The organism is Xanthobacter sp. DMC12 (assembly GCF_056314105.1).
Genome location: NZ_JBQUYZ010000007.1, coordinates 218,367 through 236,951, shown reverse-complemented (window position 1 = coordinate 236,951; position 18,585 = coordinate 218,367). Strand labels below are relative to the sequence as shown.

Annotated in this window: 16 protein-coding genes and 1 other RNA gene; 7 read left to right on the top strand and 10 right to left on the bottom strand. The window is 69.9% G+C overall.

The genetic code is table 11. The annotated features are described in order from the left end of the window. Window positions 1-5 precede the first annotated feature (5 nt). Window positions 6-1,280, top strand: a complete 1,275-nt coding sequence (locus ACT535_RS22735; RefSeq protein ID WP_476366135.1) for a GGDEF domain-containing protein — start codon at window positions 6-8, stop codon at window positions 1,278-1,280. A gap of 10 nt (window positions 1,281-1,290) precedes the next feature. Further along, window positions 1,291-2,202, top strand: coding sequence for a 50S ribosomal protein L11 methyltransferase (locus ACT535_RS22730; protein ID WP_476328568.1), 912 nt, complete (start codon window positions 1,291-1,293; stop codon window positions 2,200-2,202). 20 nt (window positions 2,203-2,222) lie between these two features. Here the strand turns inward: ACT535_RS22730 and ACT535_RS22725 are convergent, their stop codons facing one another. Together ACT535_RS22725 and ACT535_RS22720 are read right to left on the bottom strand one after the other, a co-directional pair. Continuing rightward, on the bottom strand, window positions 2,223-2,420 hold the full coding sequence (locus ACT535_RS22725) for a hypothetical protein (protein WP_168461964.1): 198 nt from the start codon (window positions 2,418-2,420) through the stop codon (window positions 2,223-2,225). Window positions 2,421-2,670: 250 nt separating this feature from the next. Next, on the bottom strand, window positions 2,671-3,180 hold the full coding sequence (locus ACT535_RS22720; protein WP_476366134.1) for a thioesterase family protein: 510 nt from the start codon (window positions 3,178-3,180) through the stop codon (window positions 2,671-2,673). A 206-nt stretch (window positions 3,181-3,386) separates the two neighbouring features. Here ACT535_RS22720 and ACT535_RS22715 point away from each other — a divergent pair, with 206 nt between their 5' ends. Then, the gene (locus tag ACT535_RS22715; protein ID WP_168461972.1) at window positions 3,387-4,799 is read left to right on the top strand and encodes an FAD-linked oxidase C-terminal domain-containing protein; all 1,413 of its coding nucleotides are present in this window, start codon (window positions 3,387-3,389) and stop codon (window positions 4,797-4,799) included. Window positions 4,800-4,863: 64 nt separating this feature from the next. Continuing rightward, a complete protein-coding gene (locus ACT535_RS22710) occupies window positions 4,864-8,865 on the top strand; it encodes an AsmA family protein (protein WP_476366133.1) in 4,002 nt (1,333 codons plus the stop codon). 9 nt (window positions 8,866-8,874) lie between these two features. Here the strand turns inward: ACT535_RS22710 and ACT535_RS22705 are convergent, their stop codons facing one another. The 6 genes from ACT535_RS22705 to ygfZ all read right to left on the bottom strand — a co-directional run bounded on the left by ACT535_RS22705 (window position 8,875) and on the right by ygfZ (window position 13,362). After that, the gene (locus ACT535_RS22705; protein WP_476366132.1) at window positions 8,875-9,396 is read right to left on the bottom strand and encodes a dihydrofolate reductase; all 522 of its coding nucleotides are present in this window, start codon (window positions 9,394-9,396) and stop codon (window positions 8,875-8,877) included. Then, entirely contained in the window at window positions 9,393-10,658 is a 1,266-nt protein-coding gene (locus ACT535_RS22700) for a flavin monoamine oxidase family protein (protein ID WP_476366131.1), read from the bottom strand. The genes ACT535_RS22705 and ACT535_RS22700 overlap by 4 nt, the downstream gene beginning before the upstream one ends. A gap of 17 nt (window positions 10,659-10,675) precedes the next feature. Further along, complete coding sequence (locus tag ACT535_RS22695) at window positions 10,676-11,263, bottom strand: SspB family protein (RefSeq protein ID WP_476366130.1); 588 nt, start codon at window positions 11,261-11,263, stop codon at window positions 10,676-10,678. 150 nt (window positions 11,264-11,413) lie between these two features. Next, window positions 11,414-11,778, bottom strand: a transfer-messenger RNA (tmRNA) gene (gene ssrA, locus ACT535_RS22690). Between the two features lie 69 nt (window positions 11,779-11,847). Next, complete coding sequence (locus ACT535_RS22685; RefSeq protein WP_168461977.1) at window positions 11,848-12,459, bottom strand: DNA-3-methyladenine glycosylase I; 612 nt, start codon at window positions 12,457-12,459, stop codon at window positions 11,848-11,850. A gap of 24 nt (window positions 12,460-12,483) precedes the next feature. Continuing rightward, window positions 12,484-13,362, bottom strand: coding sequence for a CAF17-like 4Fe-4S cluster assembly/insertion protein YgfZ (gene ygfZ, locus ACT535_RS22680; RefSeq protein WP_476366129.1), 879 nt, complete (start codon window positions 13,360-13,362; stop codon window positions 12,484-12,486). A gap of 77 nt (window positions 13,363-13,439) precedes the next feature. On the opposite strand from ygfZ, the gene ACT535_RS22675 reads away from it, so the two are divergent. Next, window positions 13,440-14,780, top strand: coding sequence for a dihydroorotase (locus ACT535_RS22675; protein WP_476366128.1), 1,341 nt, complete (start codon window positions 13,440-13,442; stop codon window positions 14,778-14,780). A gap of 167 nt (window positions 14,781-14,947) precedes the next feature. On the opposite strand, the gene ACT535_RS22670 is transcribed toward ACT535_RS22675, so the two are convergent. Both ACT535_RS22670 and xseA read right to left on the bottom strand, forming a co-directional pair. Continuing rightward, on the bottom strand, window positions 14,948-15,172 hold the full coding sequence (locus tag ACT535_RS22670; RefSeq protein WP_024277804.1) for a DUF2093 domain-containing protein: 225 nt from the start codon (window positions 15,170-15,172) through the stop codon (window positions 14,948-14,950). Window positions 15,173-15,247: 75 nt separating this feature from the next. After that, on the bottom strand, window positions 15,248-16,699 hold the full coding sequence (gene xseA, locus ACT535_RS22665) for an exodeoxyribonuclease VII large subunit (protein WP_476366127.1): 1,452 nt from the start codon (window positions 16,697-16,699) through the stop codon (window positions 15,248-15,250). 166 nt (window positions 16,700-16,865) lie between these two features. Between xseA and purD the strand changes: the two genes are divergently transcribed. Further along, window positions 16,866-18,131, top strand: coding sequence for a phosphoribosylamine--glycine ligase (gene purD, locus ACT535_RS22660; RefSeq protein WP_476366126.1), 1,266 nt, complete (start codon window positions 16,866-16,868; stop codon window positions 18,129-18,131). Further along, window positions 18,131-18,559, top strand: coding sequence for an acyl-CoA thioesterase (locus tag ACT535_RS22655; RefSeq protein WP_476366125.1), 429 nt, complete (start codon window positions 18,131-18,133; stop codon window positions 18,557-18,559). Before purD ends, ACT535_RS22655 begins: the two co-directional genes overlap by 1 nt. Window positions 18,560-18,585: the final 26 nt, after the last annotated feature.

Below are 18,585 nucleotides of genomic sequence, written 5' to 3'. Positions count from 1 at the left end.
GATCGATGATCACACTCAACATCCTCCTGCTCGGCGCCGAAATGCTGGTGTATTTCGGCGCCATGCTCGCGCTGTTCCGCTTGCGCGGCACGCTGGGCATCGGCGTGTTCTTCTGCGCGCTGGGCTCGCTCCATTTCATGGAGACGTATCTGGCCGCCGCCTACTACGTGCAGTTACCCCTCGCCGTCTCCCTGTCGCCGGGCTCCGCGGTATTATTCTCCGGAAAACTGGCGCTTCTGCTGCTCGTCTACATTCGCGAGGACGCGCTGGTCGCGCGCCAGCCCATCTACGGCCTTTTCCTCGGCAATCTGGTGCTGCTGGCGCTCGTTTTCCTGCTGCGCCAGCACGATGTGGTACCGGCCCCCGGCACGCCCGCGGACATCACCTTCATGGACCAGCTCGGCGCGCTGGCGGTGTGGAGCACGCTGCTGCTCTTCATCGATTCCATTGCCATGATCCTCGTCTACGAACGCCTGTCGTCGCGGGTGAAGCGGCATCCGGTGGCAGTGATCTGGGCGACGCTGGCGCTCGTGCTCACCTTCGATCAGGTGGGCTTTTTCGGCGTGCTGCATTTTGCGCTCGACGTGCCGTTCTCCGCGGGCGTCGGCGGCTGGATGGGCAAGATGGTGGCGGCGGGCCTCTATGCCCTCATGCTTGCCCTCTATCTCGACCGCTTCGAAATGGCCGGCAATCCGCAGCGCCCGCGCATCGCCGACGTGTTCGATACCCTCACCTACCGCCAGCGCTACGAGCAACTGGAGGTGACATCCCGGCTTGATCCGCTCACCGGCGTGCTCCACCGGGGCCAGCTGGAACCGCTGGGCCGCGACCTCGTGGCAATCGCCCGCAAGACCGGCCGGCCCATGAGCCTGCTGCTGGTGGATGTGGACGACTACAAGGAGGTCAACGACCTCCACGGCCACGCCACCGGCGACGACGTGTTGCGGCTGCTGGCGGGCGCCATCTCCGAGAGCCTTCGGCAGTCGGACCACGTGGTGCGCTATGGCGGCGACGAATTCGCGGTGCTGGCGCCGGGGGTGTCCCACGTCTCGGCGGTGGCCCTCGCCCACATGCTCAACGAAAGCGTGGCGGGGCTCACGCTGCCGGCCGGGGTGCGGCAGCAGACCCTCTCCATCGGCGTCGCGACATTGCCCGAGGACGGCCAGACCTTGACGGCACTGCTCGAAGCGGCCGACAAGCGCCTCTACGCGGCCAAGGACGCCGGGCGCAACCGCGTGACGGGAGCGACGGGCGACGGCGGCCCCAGCGACAACGGATGACGTTTCACCCATGCTCGAAGGCCTCCCCCCCAACGACGCCACCCATGTGATGCGGGTCGAGGCGCCACGCCGGCAGGCGCAGCGCATCGCCGACCTGATCTCGGAGACGTTCGACCCCGCCGAGGTGGCCGTGGCCAATTTCGAGCGGACGGACGACGACTGGGTGGTGGAAGTCTACGCCGGGGCCGCGTTCGATCCGGACATGCTGCGCGAGCTGGTGGAGATCGCGGCCGGCCCGGAGCTTGCCGCCGCCGTGACCTTCGGCGAGATCGAGCAGAAGGACTGGGTGGCCGCGAGCCTCGAAGGCCTCGCGCCGGTGGCCGTCGGACCGGTGGTGGTCCATGGCTCCCATGATCGCGGCCGGGTGGGGCCGCACCGGATCGGCATCGAGATCGAGGCCGCGCTAGCCTTCGGCACAGGCCACCACGGCACCACGCAGGGCTGCCTCCACGCCATCGTCCACGCCGCGCGCAAGGGACGCCCGCAGCGCGTGCTGGACGTGGGCACGGGCACCGGCGTGCTCGCCATCGCGGCGGAGCGGCTGTTTCACACGGAGATCGTGGGGAGCGACATCGACATCGTGGCGGTGCGCACGGCCAAGGCGAATGCGGCGGCCAACAAGGCGCCGGGGGTGCGCATGGTTCATGCGGCGGGTGCCGGGGCGCGGGCAATCCGCATCCATGGCCCCTACGACCTGATCCTCGCCAACATCCTGCTGCCGCCGCTGAAGCGGCTGGCGCGCCCGCTCGCATCCCTGCTGGCACCGGGGGGGCGTATCGTCCTGTCGGGACTGCTCACCGCCCAGGTTCCGGCCGCATTGGCGGCCTACCGGGCGCAGGGGCTGCACCTCGTCAGCCAGCGGCATATCGAGGGCTGGGCCACCCTGACCCTCGCCGCGCGGTCGGGTCGGCCGCGCGGATGAGGGGTCTTACCTGAAGCGTGTCAGTTCAGCGGATCGCGACCGTTGAGCTGCACATAACGGGACAGCTCGCGCTCGGCCTGCTCCATCCGGGCGGCGATGATCGCGTCCATCAGACGGCCGAAGAAGCCCTTGCCGGCAGTCTTGCCAGCCGCAGCCTTGGGAGCGGCAGAACGGGTGTCGCGGGAAAGGGTGTCGGGAGAAAAGGTAACGGCGCTCATGGAGGCCTCCTGCACTGGCCCTACGGGGCTTTATCGCAGTGCAATATATGCCTCTGTGCGGCGCAGCAGAACTTCCCGCCAGACATGCCAGACCTGCGCAGAGCGCACGGTAAAGGCATGGTTGCCGATTGAGCAGTCGCCCCCCGAAGAGAAAGGCGGCCGGGCGTTATCGCCTCAGCCGCCATCGGCGCAGCAGCGCCGCGATGACCGCGATGGACGTCAGGATCACGGTCGCCTCAACAGTCGCGCTTCAGGATCGCGACGGCATGGACACCTTGCGGCCGACGCCGTCAAGCGGCGGCAGGCCGGCATGGGCGGCGCGCATGGTGGCGATCCGTTCCAGCACGTCGTCCGGGAAGGGCACCACGCGCCGCGAGCCGAGGTCCACGTGCAGGGTGATCTGCTCCGACGTGGCGGAAACCCAGCCGTCGGTGGCATGATGCAGCGACTGGAAGAGGTGCAGCCTCTTCTCGTCATAGTCGAGCAGCCGCATCGTCACGCGCACCGGCGAGTCCGGAGCCAGTTCGCGGGCATAGCGGATGTGGGATTCGCCGGTGAAGAAGGAGGCGCCGCGGGCGCGGGCGTAGGTCGGCCCCAGCCCGAGCAGGCAGAGCGCCTCATCCAGCGCCCGGTCGAAGATGAGCGTGTAATAGGCCACGTTGAGATGGCCGTTATAGTCGATCCAGTTGCTCTCCACCTTCATGGAGGAGGACACGAACGGGGCAAAGAACACGGGTTCAAAGTCGATTCGGTCGAGCATGGCCGCCTCGCTTCGTCAGGTTTCAGATTTTGCCGCTTGTGAGAGCACTGTGCCGTGCTAGGAGGCATCCGTCATCCTGAAAAAGCGCCGCAGAGCGAATCAAAAAAGTCACTGTCAAGTCGAAACTGCTTCTAAAACGGTTCAATCCACTTTTGCGCAATCCGGGTCCCGCCCGGCCGGCGCAGACAAAGGTTAAGGATTTGTAAATGGTTGCCGCAGCCGCGAAATCCGACAGTGCAATGCCCGATCGCATCGCCCAGGCGGTGCAGCGCCTGCAGGCCGCATTGGATCACAAGGTCGTTACGGGCCGCGCCGTGCGGGAACAGCACGCGAACGTGACGACCTACCTGCCCAACGAGCCTGCGGACGCCGTTGTTTTCGCTGAATGCACGGAAGATGTGCAGGCCGTGGTCCGCGTCTGCGACGAGCTGTCCGTCCCGGTGATCGCGTGGGGCGCGGGAACCTCGCTGGAGGGCCATGTGAACGCCCCCTTCGGCGGCATCTGCATCGACCTCTCGCGCATGAACCGCATCCTGGCCGTCAACACCGCCGACCTCGACTGCGTGATCGAACCCGGCGTCACCCGCAAGCGGCTGAACGAGGAACTGCGCGACCAGGGCCTGTTCTTCCCGCTCGATCCCGGTGCCGACGCCTCGCTGGGCGGCATGGTCTCCACCCGCTGCTCGGGCACCAATGCGGTGCGCTACGGCACCATGAAGGACAACGTGCTTTCCCTGAAGGTGGTGACGCCCACCGGCGAGATTCTCACCACCGCCACCCGCGCGCGCAAATCCTCCGCCGGCTACGACCTCACCCGCCTCTATGTGGGCGCCGAGGGCACGCTGGGCATCATCACCGAGATCACCCTGAAGCTTTACGGCATCCCGGAGGCGGTCTCCGCCGCCGTCTGCCCCTTCCCCAGCATCGAGGCCGCCTGCAATACGGTGATCGCCACCATCCAGAGCGGCATCCCGGTGGCGCGCATCGAGCTTCTGGACGAGGAGCAGGTGAAGGCCTCCAACGCCTACGCCAAGCTCGCGCTGGCCGAGACCCCGACCCTCTTCCTCGAATTCCACGGCACGGAAGCCAGCGTCCACGAGCAGGCCGATCGCTTCGGCGAACTGGCGGCTGAATACGGCGGCGGCCCCTCGGTGTTCGCGGTGAAGCCGGAAGAGCGCACCAAGCTCTGGCAGGCGCGGCACGATGCCTATTGGTCCGTGCTGCCCATGCGGCCGGGCGCCAAGGCGGTGGCCACCGACGTGTGCGTGCCCATCTCCAATCTCGCCGAATGCGTGATGGAGACCAAGCGCGATATCGTGGAGATGGGCCTCATCGCCCCCATCGTCGGCCATGTGGGCGACGGCAATTTCCACACCACGCTGATGGTGGACGTGGACGATCCGGAAGACCTCGCCAAGGCCAAGCATTACATGAAGCGGCTGGTGGAACGCGCCCTCGCCATGGGCGGCACCTCCACGGGCGAGCACGGCGTCGGCCAGGGCAAGATGAAATACATGGAGGGGGAGCACGGCGCCGCGGCGCTGGAGGCCATGCGGGCGATCAAGCGGGCGCTCGACCCCAAAAACATCATGAATCCGGGAAAAATCGTCGCGATCTGATCGCAATCCCTGCGCATAGGGTTAAGCGTCCCTTTATGATCGGGGGCCTCATCGGGAGACGCGTGTGCAGGGCATTCTCATCAGCCTCGCCTCGGCGATAGTCCTCGCCATCAGCGCGGCCTTCGCCGCGCCGTTCGTGGTGGACTGGAACCAGTGGCGCGGCACGTTCGAGACCGAGATGGGCCGCACGCTGGGCCTGCCCGTGGTCATCCGCGGCCCCATCGACGCGGAGATCCTGCCCGCGCCCCGCATCGTGCTGCGCGACGTGACCCTCGGCGACGTGGTTTCCACCGGCGGCACGGTGAAGGAACTGACCGCCGAGCTCTCCCTCGGCGCCTTGATGCGTGGCGACATCCAGGCCACCGGCGTCACGCTGCGCAAGCCGCAGATCCGCGTGGTGCTGGACAGCGCCGGCCGCGTCGCCATGCCAACCGGCACCGGCCGGGCTTCCGAACTCTCCATCGCCCGGCTGGAGGTGGAAGACGGCAGCCTCGACCTCCTCGACCGCGCCTCTGACCATCGCGTCAGCATCGACGACCTCGACCTGAAGGGCGAAGCGCGCTCCCTCGCCGGCCCCTTCCGCCTCGACGGCGAAGTCCAGGCCGGCGAGGCGCGGTTCGCCGTGCGCTCCACCCTGGGCAAGATCGGCGATGACGGCGCGGGCAAGCTGCGCATCGTTCTCGACGGGCGCACCCGCCCCTATGCCCTCGATCTCGACGGAAGCCTCAACGTGGCCGGCGCCAAGCCGCGCTTCGACGGCCGCGCCACCCTTTCCCGCCATGGCGACGGGGCGGAGGCCTGGCAGCTCTCCGGCACGCTGAAGGCGAGCCCGGAGGCGGTACTAGCGGAAAGCCTCGATCTGGCGCTGGGCGGCTCGGCCACCCCGGCGCAGCTCACCGGGTCCGCGCGCCTCGCCCTCGGCCGCGCCATCGGCCTCGATGCGGTGCTCAATGCCCGCAGCCTCGACATCGACGCCGTGCGCGCCGCCACCGGCACCAAGGACGCCGACGCCGGTAGCGGCAGCCCGGCCGCCTCCCTCGCCCGCTTCCTCGGCGGCGTCGCTGCCCTGCCCGCGCCGGACATCGCCTCGCGCATCGGCCTCTCGGTAGACCAGCTCGTGCTCGGCGGGACCATGGTGCGCGACGTGCGCGCCGACATCTCCGGCTCTGCCGCCGGCTGGCGGGTGGACAGCGCCGAGGCGCAGCTGCCCGGCAAGGCTGCGCTCCGCCTCTCCGGCATGCCGACCCGCGCCAATGGTGGCGGCGGCTTCGACGGCAATGTCTCCTTCTCCGCCGATGACCCGGCCGTCTTCCTGCGCTGGGCCGCGCCGACCGCGCCGCGTGACTATGTGGCGGCGGCCAAGGGGCCGGTGCGCATTTCCGGCCGTGTCACCGCCGGTCCGTCGCGCATCGCGGTGGATATGCTGGACGCTACCTTCGCCGCCAGCCGGGTGCGCGGCTCGGCCTCGGCTGCGCTGCCGGACAACGCGCCGCCCAAGCTCGATTTGCGCCTGTCGCTGGACGGCTTCGACCTCGACCCGCTGATCGCCGCGGTGCAGACCGCGTCGGCGGCGGTGGGCGGAGGTGCGGACGGGCAGGTGGCGCTTGAGGGGCGCAACCTCACCCTGTCCGGCCTGCCGCTGCGCGGCCTGAATCTGGACGGCTCCGCCACCGGCGGCAACTGGCGCCTCGCCCGCCTCGTGATGGACGATTTCGCCGGCCTGCGCGTCGAGGGTGCCGGGCGGATGGAGAATTTCTCCACCACGGCGCGCGGCGAGTTCAACATCGCCGCCTCCGGCGCCAAGGCCGATGGACTCGTGCCCGTGGCGCGGCTGCTGGCCGGCGAGGAGACGGCGCAGGTCATCGGCAGCCTCCTGCCCATCGCCTCCCCGGTGAAGCTCAACAGCACCGTCGTCTGGGGCGAGGCCGGCGGGCGCAATGTCACCATCGCCGGCACGATGGGGCAGATCTCTGGCGATGTCTCCTTCGCCCGCACCACCGCCGGCGTGCCGCTGCGCATCGCCTTGAAGGCGGATGCGACGGACGGCGGCCGTGCGCTTTCCGTCCTCGGTGTGGACGGGCTCGGCCAGCGGCTCGGCCCGGCCCACGTGGAACTCTCCGTCGATCCGCTGACGCAGGACGAGGCGCAGGTGCGCGGCCGCATCACGCTCGCCGACCTCACCGCCCAGGCGCAGGGCACCGCCCGCCTGTCCGGCGGCAGCATCGAGCCGAACCTCGCCATGCGCCTTGACGGCGCCGACCTCGGCCGGCTGCTGCCGCAGGCCTCCGCCGCCGTGGAAGGCCCGGTGCCGACCGCCCTCGCCTTCACCCTCTCGCGCCGCGCCGGTGCGTGGCGGCTCGGCGAATTGACCGGCTCGCTGGCGGCCGCGCCGGTTTCCGGCAGCGTGGAGTTCGAGCCCGGCGCGGTGCCGCGCCTCTCCGGCAAGCTGGCGTTCGATACCCTTTCGGTGCCCCGCATCCTCGGCATGTTCGCCGCCCGCGCCAGTGCGGAGAGCGGACCGGCCGGCCTGTGGAACACCGCCCGGCTCGCCCCTGCAGCAGCGGGCGGCATCGGCCTCAATCTGGAACTTTCCGCCGGCCGCATCGCCGCGCTCGGCCCCTATGCGCTGGACAAGGGCCGCCTCGTGCTGGTCAGCGACGGCACGGATTTCGACCTGCGCGACCTCTCCGGCAGCCTCGGGGGCGGCCGGGTCGCCGCCTCCCTCCGCCTGAAGCGGCAGAACGACGTTCTCCAGGCCGACGGCCGTCTCGTGCTGGAGCAAGTGGACGCGGCCGCCCTTCTGGCCCCCGCCGGCGCCCGCACCCCGCCCAAGGGTCGCGTGAACCTGCTGCTGGATCTTGGCGGCTCGGGCCGCAGCGTCCAGACCATCGTGCAGAGCCTGTCCGGGCAGGGCACCCTCGGCGTGCGCGATCTCGTCATCGAGAATGCCAGCCCCGCCGGCCTTGACGCTGTGCTCGCCGAGGCCGCTCCCCTCTCGCCCCCGCCCGACGAGCGGCGCACCGCGCAGATGCTCGATCGGGCGCTGGCCAGGGGCCCGCTCAAGCTCGCCTTCGTGGAATCAACGCTGGGCGTGGTCAACGGCGTCGCCCGCCTGTCCCCCGCCCGCACCACGGCGGACAACGTGCGCGTCGGCCTCTCCGGCAGCCTCGACCTGACGCGGCTGATCCTTGATGCAGGCGTCGATTTTGAAGGCGCCGAGAGTGCCGGTGGCGTCCCCGGCGGCGCCGTCTCCTGGCGCGGACCGGTGGCGGCGCCCGAGCGGCGGGTGAGCGCGGCGGCGGCGACCAGCGTCATCGCCATGCGCGCCATCGAGCACGAGACGCGGCGCCTGGAAGAACGCCAGCGCGGTGGAACGCCAGCCCCGGTGCCGGCCACCGCCCCGGCTGCACCTACGACCGTCGCGCCGGCTGCGGTCCTGCCCGCGCCAGTCGTTCCTGCTCCGGCTCCGGCTCCGGCGCCTGTTCCCGCCCCGGTCGCCGTCGCCCCCGCACAACCGACCAACCCGCCGCCTGCGGCGCCCGCCCCCCGTCCGGCCGTCACGGCGCCTGCACCTGCGCCTGCTCCGGTGGCTCCCGCACCGGCACCGGCACCCGTTGCGACCGCTCCGGCGGCCGCGGTCGTCGCGCCCGCGCCAGCGCCCCAGCCGGCTCCGGTGCCGGTGCCGCGCGCGGTGGATCGCAATCAGGAGATCGAGCGGCGTGATGCGCCGGCCACCGGCTTCGGCGTGCCCACCGCCTCCGGCACCGCCGGCACGGCTACGCCCGGCGAGGTCCAGTCCCGCCAGACCCATCAGGCGGCGCCGGCCCGTTCCGAGCCCGAGCGCCAGCAGGAAAGCCGCGCCACGCCCGAGCCCAATGCCGAGCCGCGCCACCAGCCGGTGGTGCGCCAGACCCAGCCGCAGCCGCCCGCGCCGCGCCGCACGGACCGGGTGGAGCCGCCGCCCCCGCCGCGCTTCGCCGTGCCGGCGCCCTCGGACGGCCAGTTGCCGCCCACCTCGGGCTTCGGCGACCTGCCGCGCCCGCCGGGACTGGTGGGCGCGCGCTGAGCGTGCCGCTCAGGCCCGTTCGAGCGTCACATAGGCAAAGGCGGCTTCGTCCTTTTCGCCGCGGATCGGCCCCTCGCGACCGGTCTCGCGCCATTGAGCGCGATCGAAGGCGGGGAAGAGCACGTCGCCCGCAGGCGCTGCGTCCACCTCGGTCAGGTGCAGCCAGCGGGCGATGGGCAGGGTCTCGCGAAACAGCCGCTCGCCGCCGATCACCATGATGGCGTCGGCACCCATGGCATCGGCCGCGTCATCCGCCAGTGCGAGCCCTTCCGCGAGTGATCCACCCTTCAGCACGCCTTCAGGCGGCGTGAAGGCGGGATCGGCGCTGACCACCACGGACGTGCGCCCCGGAAGCGGCTTGCCGATGGACTCGAAGGTGCGCCGCCCCATCAGGATCGGCTTGCCCCAGGTGATGGCGCGGAAGCGCTTCAGGTCCGACGGCAGCCGCCACGGCAGCCCCCCGCCGACGCCGATGACGCCGTTGCGCGACACCGCGACCACCAGAGCGAGGGGATGGCGGGTCGCGCTCATGCGGCGTGCTCCAGTTGTGCGAGGGCGGTTTCGGCGGCGGCGATCCCGGACATGTGCGCGCCATGGCAGGTGGAGAAGGCGGGACCGCCCAGCGCCTCCCCGGCGAAGACGATGCGCGGGTCGAACGTCTCGTGAAGCTTCGCGCGCAGATGGGCCTTGCCCGGCAGCGCGCAGGAATAGGCCCCGCCGATAAAGGGCATCCCGACCCAATCGGTGGTGAGGTGCCGCACCACATGGCGCCGCACGTCTTCTCCGACCGCAGTGGTCAGCACACCGAGGGCGAACTCGGCCAGCGCATCGGCCCCCTCGGCCGCGACCGCCTGCGCCTCCGGCCCGGCCACATGGACGAGGGCCGCCGGGGCGCCGCCCGGCCGCAGCATCACGGACGCGCCGGCCCGCCCGGGCTGGTCAGGGTCCACCGCGTCGAAGCCGCTGCGCTCGGGAACGCCGAAAATGTCCCGGTCGAACAGCAGCGCCACCTTCTCCGCGAAGCCCAGCGGCAAGGCGGCGAACGCCTCCGCGATATCCGGCGGCAGAGCGGGTTCGAAGGCGAGCCGGCCGGCGGCAATCACAGCCGTGGACACCGTGACCACCACCGCCCGGCAGGCGATGGTCCCGCGCTCCGTCTCAATGGCGAGGCGACGGCCCCTGCGATCGATGCGACGGACGGGACAGCCGAGCGTCACCTTCAGGTCACCGGCCACCGCCAGCACGAGCGCGCCGTAGCCGTCGAGCACCGGCCAGTTGTCGTCGGTGTCGCGATAGAGCGCGAAGTCGGCGGACGAGATGTCCGCCGGCCCCGCCGCTGACATGAGCTCCAGCCAGTGCCGTGTGAGGACGCCATAGCGCCCGGCGCCCTGCTCCGAGATCACCGCGGCGGCGGAAATGTCCCGGCCAGCTTGGCCGGCGGCATAAATGGCGTCGAAGACGGCATCCACCTCCGCATCGGCGGCATCCTTCTCCGCATCGGTGGAGAAGCGGTCGCCAAGCAGGAGACGCCGGCGCATCGGCGCGCCGCGCCCGACACGAAAGCCGTGGGCATCGGCGAGGGCGGTAAACGGATTGTCCCGCGCATCGTGCAGCCAGTGGCAGCCTAGGTCGAAGGGAACGCCGAGCGTGGTGGTGTCGGTGGCCGCCCTCCCACCGGCGGTCGGGGCGGCCTCGATGATCTCGAAGGGAATGCCCGCTGCCCTGAGCCGCGCCCCGGCCGCGAGGCCGGCGGCACCGGCCCCGATTACGACCACATCGGTCTCAGCGGTCACCCGGGCGATCCGACCGGCTACTTCTTGTTGCGGAAGACGTCGAGCTGCACCACCTGCGCGCCGCCGGCGGGCTTGTCCTCGCCCTCGGCGGAGGACGCTGCACTGGCCAGCGCCGGCTCGGAGGCGGCGCCGGGCGCGGGCTTGAGCGGGGTCGGGGCGTTGGAGGCGACGGGGTTCGAGCCGGGCGCATTGGCCGAGACGGGCGTCTCCAGCGGGGCGTCGTCGGTCTCTTCCCCGTCCGCGTCGGCGGTGAGGGTCTCGAACTGCAGGCCGAACTTCACGGCCGGATCGAAAAAGCCCTTCAGGGCGGTGAAGGGCACGAGCAGCCGCTCGGGAATGCCGCCGAAGGAGAGGCCGACCTCGAACGAGGTCTCGGTGACGATCAGGTCCCAGAACTGGTGCTGGAGCACGATGGTCATCTCTTCGGGATACTTCTCCTTCATCCGCTGCGAGAGCCGGACGCCCGGCGCGCGGGTGTCGAAGGAGATGAAGAAATGGTGGTCGCCCGGCAGGCCGGTCTTGGCCACGTCCGTGAGCACGCGGCGCACCACGGAGCGCAGGGCCTCCTGGGCGAGAAGATCGTAGCGGATGTGATCGACCGTCATGTGCCCGCTTAAGTCCCCTCCGGCCTGATGACGAGCCAGGCTCCGGAGACCTTCCGAATGGACCCGCGAACGGGTGGCCCCGCGGACGGCGCCGCAGCCGAAAGGACGAACGAAGGAGCGCGCTTCCCCCCTTCGGCCGGTCGGGAGGGAAGTGGAGGCTTCTGTTGCCAGGTGCCTCCGAACCCCGCCTATCCAGTGCTACCCGGTAGGACTTTGATTTCGATCGTCAAACCGCTCACGCGGCCTGAGCAACCGGAGCATAGTTGTCGTTGGCAACTATAAGTTTAGCCCGATAACGGCGGTACAATGCCGAGCGAAAGAATGCTCTTTACACCCTCGTCGATCCTATTTCGCCCCCGCCGGAGCCCGTCTCCCGGTGAGGGGATACGGGCTTTGGTGGAGGCGCCGGGTACCGCCCCCGGGTCCGAAAGGCTTATTCCAACACCGATTTATCGCCATAGCCGACTTGCGCCGGCCCGCTGAATATAGGCGCCGCCGCCGGCCGATGAAAGGGGCGCGGGGCAGAATGTCCCGCTCTGTCCCCGGTTCCGCGTCGCAGTACCCGCTGCCTCACGCCCATCCCCTCAGGCTTTGGCGCAGTGGCAGCCTTCCAGATGATCGTCCACGAGGCCGCACGCCTGCATGGCGGCATAGACGATGGTGGGGCCGACGAACTTGAAGCCGGCCCCCTTGAGGCGCTTGGACAGCGCCTTCGATTCGGCCGTCTCTGCGGGCACGTCGGCGATGCGGCGGGGGCGGTTCACCTTCGTCTCGCCGTCCACCGCATCCCACATGAAATCGGTGAAGGCGATGCCCTTGTCCCGGAGGTCGAGATAGGCGCGGGCGGAGAGCACCGCGCCCTCCACCTTGGCCCGGTTGCGCACGATGCCGGCGTCCTGCATCAGCGCCTCCACCTTGGCGGCGTCGTAGCGGGCCATCACCTCCGGCTCGAAGCCGTCGAAGGCGCGGCGGAAATTCTCCCGCTTGCGCAGGATGGTGATCCAGGAGAGGCCGGCCTGGAAGCCGTCCAGCAGCAGCTTCTCGAACAGGGCGCGGCTGTCGCGCTCCGGCACGCCCCATTCATCGTCGTGATAGGCCATGTAGAAGGGATCGGTGCCGCACCAGAAGCAGCGGGCGTGCCCGTCTTCGTGCGCGATCAGGGGCTGGCGCACGGGCTTCGGCGCGGCATCGTCCATTCTCTCTGGCTCCTGCGACTTGTTTCAGGTGGGCTTGAACTTGGCGTCCAGCGCGCTGACCTTCTTTTCCCAGTCCAGCGGGAAGGTCGCCCATTCGGGCTTGCGCAGCTCCACCTCCACCGCCCCGGCGGTCAGCGGCACGCCCTCGGCGCGGGCATCGGTGGCGCGGTCGAGGCGGACGGTGGCGATGCCCCGCCCGTCGGTAACGGAGGTGAGCTGGCCCACGCTCTTGTCGCCGGCCACGATTTCCTGCCCCACTGCCAGTGGGGCGGGGAAGATCACTTCCACCAGGCGGTTGCGGGGGGTGGAGCGGTGCTCCATGCGGCTCACCACCTCCTGCCCCACATAGCAGCCCTTCTTGAAATCCACGCCGCCGAGTTGGTCCATGTCGGCCTCGTGGGGGAAGGTGTCGCCATAGGTGAAGTCCGCGCCGCCCTTGGGGATGCCCAGCGCGATGCGGTGCGCCTCATAGGCGGCAAGGTCGCTGGAAAGCCCATCCGCCGCCGCCTTCTCCAGCACCAGCCGCTGGCCGAGGCCGGGATAGCGCGGATCGGTGAAGAGCCGGCCTTCCGGCAGCGCGCCATGATCGCCGAACACGGCGGCAACTGCGAGGTCCGCCGCCACCTCAAACGTCACCTTGGCACGAAGGCGATGGAAGATCAGCCGCTTGAGCAGGTCCTCCGCCCGCTCGGCCGGGGCATCGAACAGGAAGCTCTCCTCGGCGAGGCAGTAGAACAGGAAATCCGAGATGATCTTGCCCTGCGGGGTCAGCAGGCCGCCATAGCGGGCGTCGCCCGGCACCATGGTCTTCACGTTGCATGTGATGACGGAGTGCAGCAGCTTCACCGCCTCCGGACCTTCCGCACGAATGAGGGTACGATCGTTCAAATGAATGAGCGGCATGGGGGCCGTCCTTGTCAGCAAAATAAAAACCAGATTTAAGGCCGCCTGCCTGTCCCCTTCAAGAGCGAGCCCCTCCCATGCCCGTGACTTTCGATCTGCTGCTCAAGGGCGGCGCGGTCGCGACCCCCGCCGGCATTGCCATTGCCGACATCGGTGTCACGGGCGGGCGCATCCGCGCCATCGGCGATCTCTCCGCCGCGAGCGCGGGCGAGGTGGTGGACGCCACCGGCCTTCATATCCTCCCCGGCGTCATCGACACGCAGGTGCATTTCCGCGAGCCCGGGCTGGAGCAGAAGGAAGATCTGGAGACCGGCTCCCGCGCGGCCGTCATGGGCGGCGTGACCGGCGTGTTCGAGATGCCGAACACCATTCCCCAGACCACCAACCCCTCCGCGCTGGAAGACAAGATCGCCCGCGGCACGAACCGCATGCACTGCGACTTCGCCTTCTACGTGGGCGGCACCCATGACAATGTGAAGGACCTGCCGGAGCTGGAGCGCCTGCCCGGCGCCGCCGGCGTCAAGGTGTTCATCGGCTCGTCCACCGGCTCGCTGCTGGTGCCGGACGACGACGGCGTGCGCAACATCCTAAAGGTCATCCGCCGCCGCGCCGCCTTCCATTGCGAGGACGAGCCCCGCCTGCAGGAGCGCAAGGGCCTGCGCGTGCCGGGCGATGCCTCCTCCCACCCGGTGTGGCGGGACGAGATCGCCGCCCTCACCGCCACCCGTCGCCTCGTCAACCTCGCCCGCGAGACCGGCGCGCGGGTGCATGTGCTTCATGTGACCTCGGCCGAGGAGATGGATTTCCTCGCCGATGCGCGCGATGTCGCCTCGGTGGAGGTGACGCCCCATCACCTCACCATGGCCGCGCCCGAATGCTACGAGCGGCTCGGCACGCTGGCCCAGATGAACCCGCCGGTGCGCGGCGAGCGCCACCGCGACGGGCTCTGGGCGGCGATCGGCAACGGCGTCGTCGACGTGCTTGGCTCCGACCACGCGCCGCACACGCTGGAAGAAAAGAGCAAGCCCTATCCCGAAAGCCCGTCGGGCATGACCGGCGTGCAGACGTTGGTGCCGCTGATGCTCGATCACATCGCCGCCGGCCGCCTGACGCTGGAGCGCTTCATCGACCTCACCAGCGCCGGCCCGGCGCGCCTGTTCGGCATCGCGCGCAAGGGGCGGATCGTGGTGGGCTACGACGCCGACTTCACCGTGGTGGACCTGAAGCGCCGCGCCACCATCACCAACGGCTGGATCGCCTCGCGCGCCCAGTGGACGCCCTACGATGGCAAGGAAGTCACCGGCTGGCCCGTGGGCACCTTCGTGCGCGGCCGCAAGGTGATGTGGGAAGGCGAGCTGACCGGACCGTCTAGCGGCCAGCCCATCGGCTTCCTGGAGACGCTTCAGCCGCAGGGGTGAAACGCCCCATCGAGGCATTCAAATACCGTCGTCCTCCGGCTTGACCGGAGGGCCCACCGTTCCGCTTGGGGAAGCTTTCGAAAACTGGGGCGGACGGCACCCTGGGTCCTCCGGTCAAGCCGGAGGACGACAGCGCGTAAGACACAGGAAAAGGCGGAAGCCGCCCTTCACCCCTGCCGCGGCTGCTCGCGCACGCGGGTGAGCACGGCCTCGGGGCTGGCATAGGCTTCCTGCAGGTCGACGCTCCAGTAGCGCAGCTCGTCCAGCGGAATGGTCTGCCCGGTCACGGCGCAGCGCACGAAGCTGCCGGGCCGCAGGATGCGGAATTCACCATCAAGGTAGCGCACTTCCGCCTCGCCATGGGGCTCGGGGAAGCGTTCGAATCTGTTCATCACCTGGGGAGCGTCCCGAAAACTGGTTTGTGACAAGGATAGCCCTTTGCGCCGCAACGCGAAAGGGGCGCACCATCAGGGGTCGAAAAGCGTCGGCCCCTCTACCTTCTTTGGCTTGCGCCCGGGGGCGCGAGGCGCCGGCCGGGGGGTCGCCTCCGGCGGGGGCACGCCCTCCCCGGCCCGCACAGCGACGCGGCCATCGGCGAATTCGAGGCTCAGCGCCGCCCCCTCCGCAATGCCCGCCGCCCGCCGCACAGCATGGCCGCCGGCATCGCGCACCAGCGCGAAGCCGCGCCCCAGCACCTCCTTGTAGGAGAGCGCCTTGAGCAGTTGCGCAAGCGAGGCGAGACGCGCCGTGCGGCGCTCCTTCTGCACCTCCAGCGCCCGCCGCATGCGCCCGTCCAGCACGTCGAGCCGTTCGCCAGCCCGCGCCAGCCGTGTGCGCAGGGCCTCCGGCGAGAGGCGCGCCTGCACCGCCGCGAGCTGGAGCCGGTGGGCGGAGGCGTTGGCCCGCAGGGCGCGCGGCAGCCGCTCGGCGGCGAGGTCCAGGCGCTGGCGCGGCTGGGCCAGCAGGGTTTCCGCCGCCGGCAGGAGCCGGGCGAGGCCGCGCAGATCCGCCCGGCGCCGGTCGAGAAGGCGCAGGGGCGCGGCGACGAGGCGCGCGCCGAGGTCTTCAACCGTGGCGATGAGATCGGTGCGCACAGGCACCACCATCTCGGCCGCAGCCGTGGGGGTCGGCGCGCGCACGTCGGCGGCGAAATCGATGAGGGTCACATCCGTTTCGTGGCCCACGGCCGAGACCAGCGGGATCATGCTCTCCGCCGCCGCGCGCACCACTGCCTCGTCGGAGAAGCCGAGCAGATCCTCCAGCGCGCCGCCGCCCCGCGCCACCACGATGACGTCCGGCCGGGGGATCGTCCCACCCTCGGGCAGTTCGTTGAAGCCGCGGATCGCAGCCGCCACCTCCGCCGCCGAGGTTTCGCCCTGCACCCGCACCGGCCAGACCAGCACCCGGCGGGGGAATCGGTCGTTGAGGCGGTGGAGGATGTCGCGGATCACCGCCCCGGTGGGCGAGGTGACGACGCCGATCACCTTGGGCAGGAACGGCAGCTCCTGCTTGCGGGCGGGATCGAACAGACCTTCGGCCGCAAGGCGGCGCTTGCGCTCGTCCAGCATGGCCATGATGGCGCCGGCACCGGCGAACTCCAGCGCCTCGATGACGATCTGGTAGCCAGACTTTCCCGGATAGGTGGTGAGCTTGCCCGTCGCCACCACCTCCAGCCCCTCCTCGGGCTTGAGGCGCAGGCGCTGGAAGGTGCCCTTCCAGATCACCGCATCGAGCCGCGCGCCCGCATCCTTGAGGCAGAAATAGGCGTGGCCGGAGGAATGGGGCCCGCGATAGCCGGAAATTTCACCCCGCACCCGGACGTGGCCGTAGGCGTCCTCCACCGTCCGGCGCAAGGCGGCGGACAGCTCGGAAACGCTCCATTCGGGCGCGTTGGCCCTGACTTCGGCATCATCGGTCATGCGAATCGAAACCCGGATGGGTGGCCAACCAGCATAACGGGAAGGTGCCCCATGCGGCGAGCGCAGAGCCCTGCCCCTTGTTTGCGCGGCCTTGAGCCGATAGGCGATGAGAGCAGAAAACCAAGATCGTCGAAACCAAGACCGCCGGAAACTCGGGGGAGGCCGCATGAACATCCTGCTGCTCGGTTCGGGAGGGCGTGAGCACGCCCTCGCCTGGAAGCTGGCGCAGAGCCCGACCATTGGTCAGTTCTACGCCTTGCCCGGCAATCCGGGCATCGCCGAGTTCGCAGACGTGGTGGAAGGCATCCCGCTGTCCGCCCACGACACCATCGTGAAATGGTGCCAGGAGCACACCATCGACCTGGTGGTGGTCGGCCCCGAGGCGCCCCTTGTGGCCGGCCTCGTGGATCGGCTCGCCGCCGCCGGCATCCTCGCCTTCGGTCCCACCGCGGCGGCCGCCCGGCTGGAGGGCTCCAAGCTCTTCACCAAGGAATTGTGCAAGGCGAACGACATTCCCACCGCCGCTTTCGGCCGTTTTACCTCCACCGCCGAGGCCGCCGCCTACATCCGTGCGCAGGGCGCGCCCATCGTGGTGAAGGCGGACGGGCTGATGGCCGGCAAGGGCGTCGTCGTCGCCCTCACCGTGGAAGAGGCGGTGGATGCGGTGGAGCAGGTGTTCGCCGGTGGCGGCACCGAGGTGCTCATTGAGGAATTCATGGAGGGCGAGGAGGCGAGTCTGTTCGCCCTCGTGGACGGCGAAACCGTCGTCGCCTTCGGCAGCGCCCAGGATCACAAGCGCGCCTATGACGGCGACCTCGGCCCCAACACCGGCGGCATGGGCGCCTATTCGCCTGCTCCGGTCCTGACGGAAGAGCTGGAGCTCCGGGCGCTGGAGGAGATCCTGATCCCCACCGCCCGCGCCATGGCCAAGGCCGGAACGCCCTATCGCGGCGTGCTCTATGCCGGACTTATGCTCACCGCCTCCGGCCCCAAGCTGGTGGAATACAATTGCCGCTTCGGCGACCCCGAATGCCAGGTGCTGATGCCGCGCTTCGCCGGCGATCTTGTGGAGGTGCTCCACGCCACCGCCGCCGGCCGCCTTGCCGAAGTGACGCCGCAGTGGGCGCCGGTCTCCGCCATGACGGTGGTCTATGCCTCGCGCGGTTATCCCGGCCCGCACCAGATCGGCTCGCCCATCGGCGGCCTCGGGGAGGCATCGGCGCTGGAGGGCGTCACCGTGTTCCAGGCCGGCACGCGGATGAAGGGCGGCACGCTCGTCTCCAACGGCGGCCGCGTGCTGAACGTGACCGCCACCGGCACGACGCTCGCCGAGGCCCGCGAACGCGCCTATTCGGCCATCGCCCGGATCGACTGGCCGGACGGCTTCTTCCGCTCCGACATCGGCTGGCGCGCGCTGGGGAAGGCCAGCTGATGGCCGAGAAGGCGCCCCTTCCCCCCCTCGACGATTTCCCGGTGAAGGCGCGGGATACCATCCGCTATGGCGACACCGACATGCTCGGCCACGTCAACAATGCGGTGTTCTCGACCTTTCTGGAGACGGGGCGCACCCACCTGCTGCTGACGCCGCGCCGGCTCGCCCCGCAGGGTATGGGCTTCGCCCTGGTCCGCCTCGTGCTCGACTATCGGGCGGAGATGCACTGGCCGGGCGAGGCGGAGATCGGCACGGGCGTCATCTCCCTCGGCCGCAGCTCGGTGGGCCTGAAGCAGGCCATCTTCCAGGATGGCCAGTGCATGGCGACGGCCGAAACGGTGGTGGTGCTGTTCGATCTTACCGAACGCCGCGCCGCTCCCCTGCCCCACGACATGCGCGCCGCCCTCGAAGCGCTCCGGATGGCCTGACCGGCTTGAACGCCTGAACCGATCGC

Excerpts from the sequence above, each read along its gene's own strand:
- ACT535_RS22735 (WP_476366135.1), top strand. The coding sequence starts at position 6 with ATGATCACACTCAACATCCTCCTGCTCGGCGCCGAAATGCTGGTGTAT.
- ACT535_RS22730 (WP_476328568.1), top strand. The coding sequence starts at position 1,291 with ATGCTCGAAGGCCTCCCCCCCAACGACGCCACCCATGTGATGCGGGTC.
- ACT535_RS22725 (WP_168461964.1), bottom strand. The coding sequence starts at position 2,420 with ATGAGCGCCGTTACCTTTTCTCCCGACACCCTTTCCCGCGACACCCGT.
- ACT535_RS22720 (WP_476366134.1), bottom strand. The coding sequence starts at position 3,180 with ATGCTCGACCGAATCGACTTTGAACCCGTGTTCTTTGCCCCGTTCGTG.
- ACT535_RS22715 (WP_168461972.1), top strand. The coding sequence starts at position 3,387 with ATGGTTGCCGCAGCCGCGAAATCCGACAGTGCAATGCCCGATCGCATC.
- ACT535_RS22705 (WP_476366132.1), bottom strand. The coding sequence starts at position 9,396 with ATGAGCGCGACCCGCCATCCCCTCGCTCTGGTGGTCGCGGTGTCGCGC.
- ACT535_RS22695 (WP_476366130.1), bottom strand. The coding sequence starts at position 11,263 with ATGACGGTCGATCACATCCGCTACGATCTTCTCGCCCAGGAGGCCCTG.
- ACT535_RS22685 (WP_168461977.1), bottom strand. The coding sequence starts at position 12,459 with ATGGACGATGCCGCGCCGAAGCCCGTGCGCCAGCCCCTGATCGCGCAC.
- ygfZ (WP_476366129.1), bottom strand. The coding sequence starts at position 13,362 with ATGCCGCTCATTCATTTGAACGATCGTACCCTCATTCGTGCGGAAGGT.
- ACT535_RS22675 (WP_476366128.1), top strand. The coding sequence starts at position 13,440 with ATGCCCGTGACTTTCGATCTGCTGCTCAAGGGCGGCGCGGTCGCGACC.
- ACT535_RS22670 (WP_024277804.1), bottom strand. The coding sequence starts at position 15,172 with ATGAACAGATTCGAACGCTTCCCCGAGCCCCATGGCGAGGCGGAAGTG.
- xseA (WP_476366127.1), bottom strand. The coding sequence starts at position 16,699 with ATGACCGATGATGCCGAAGTCAGGGCCAACGCGCCCGAATGGAGCGTT.
- purD (WP_476366126.1), top strand. The coding sequence starts at position 16,866 with ATGAACATCCTGCTGCTCGGTTCGGGAGGGCGTGAGCACGCCCTCGCC.
- ACT535_RS22655 (WP_476366125.1), top strand. The coding sequence starts at position 18,131 with ATGGCCGAGAAGGCGCCCCTTCCCCCCCTCGACGATTTCCCGGTGAAG.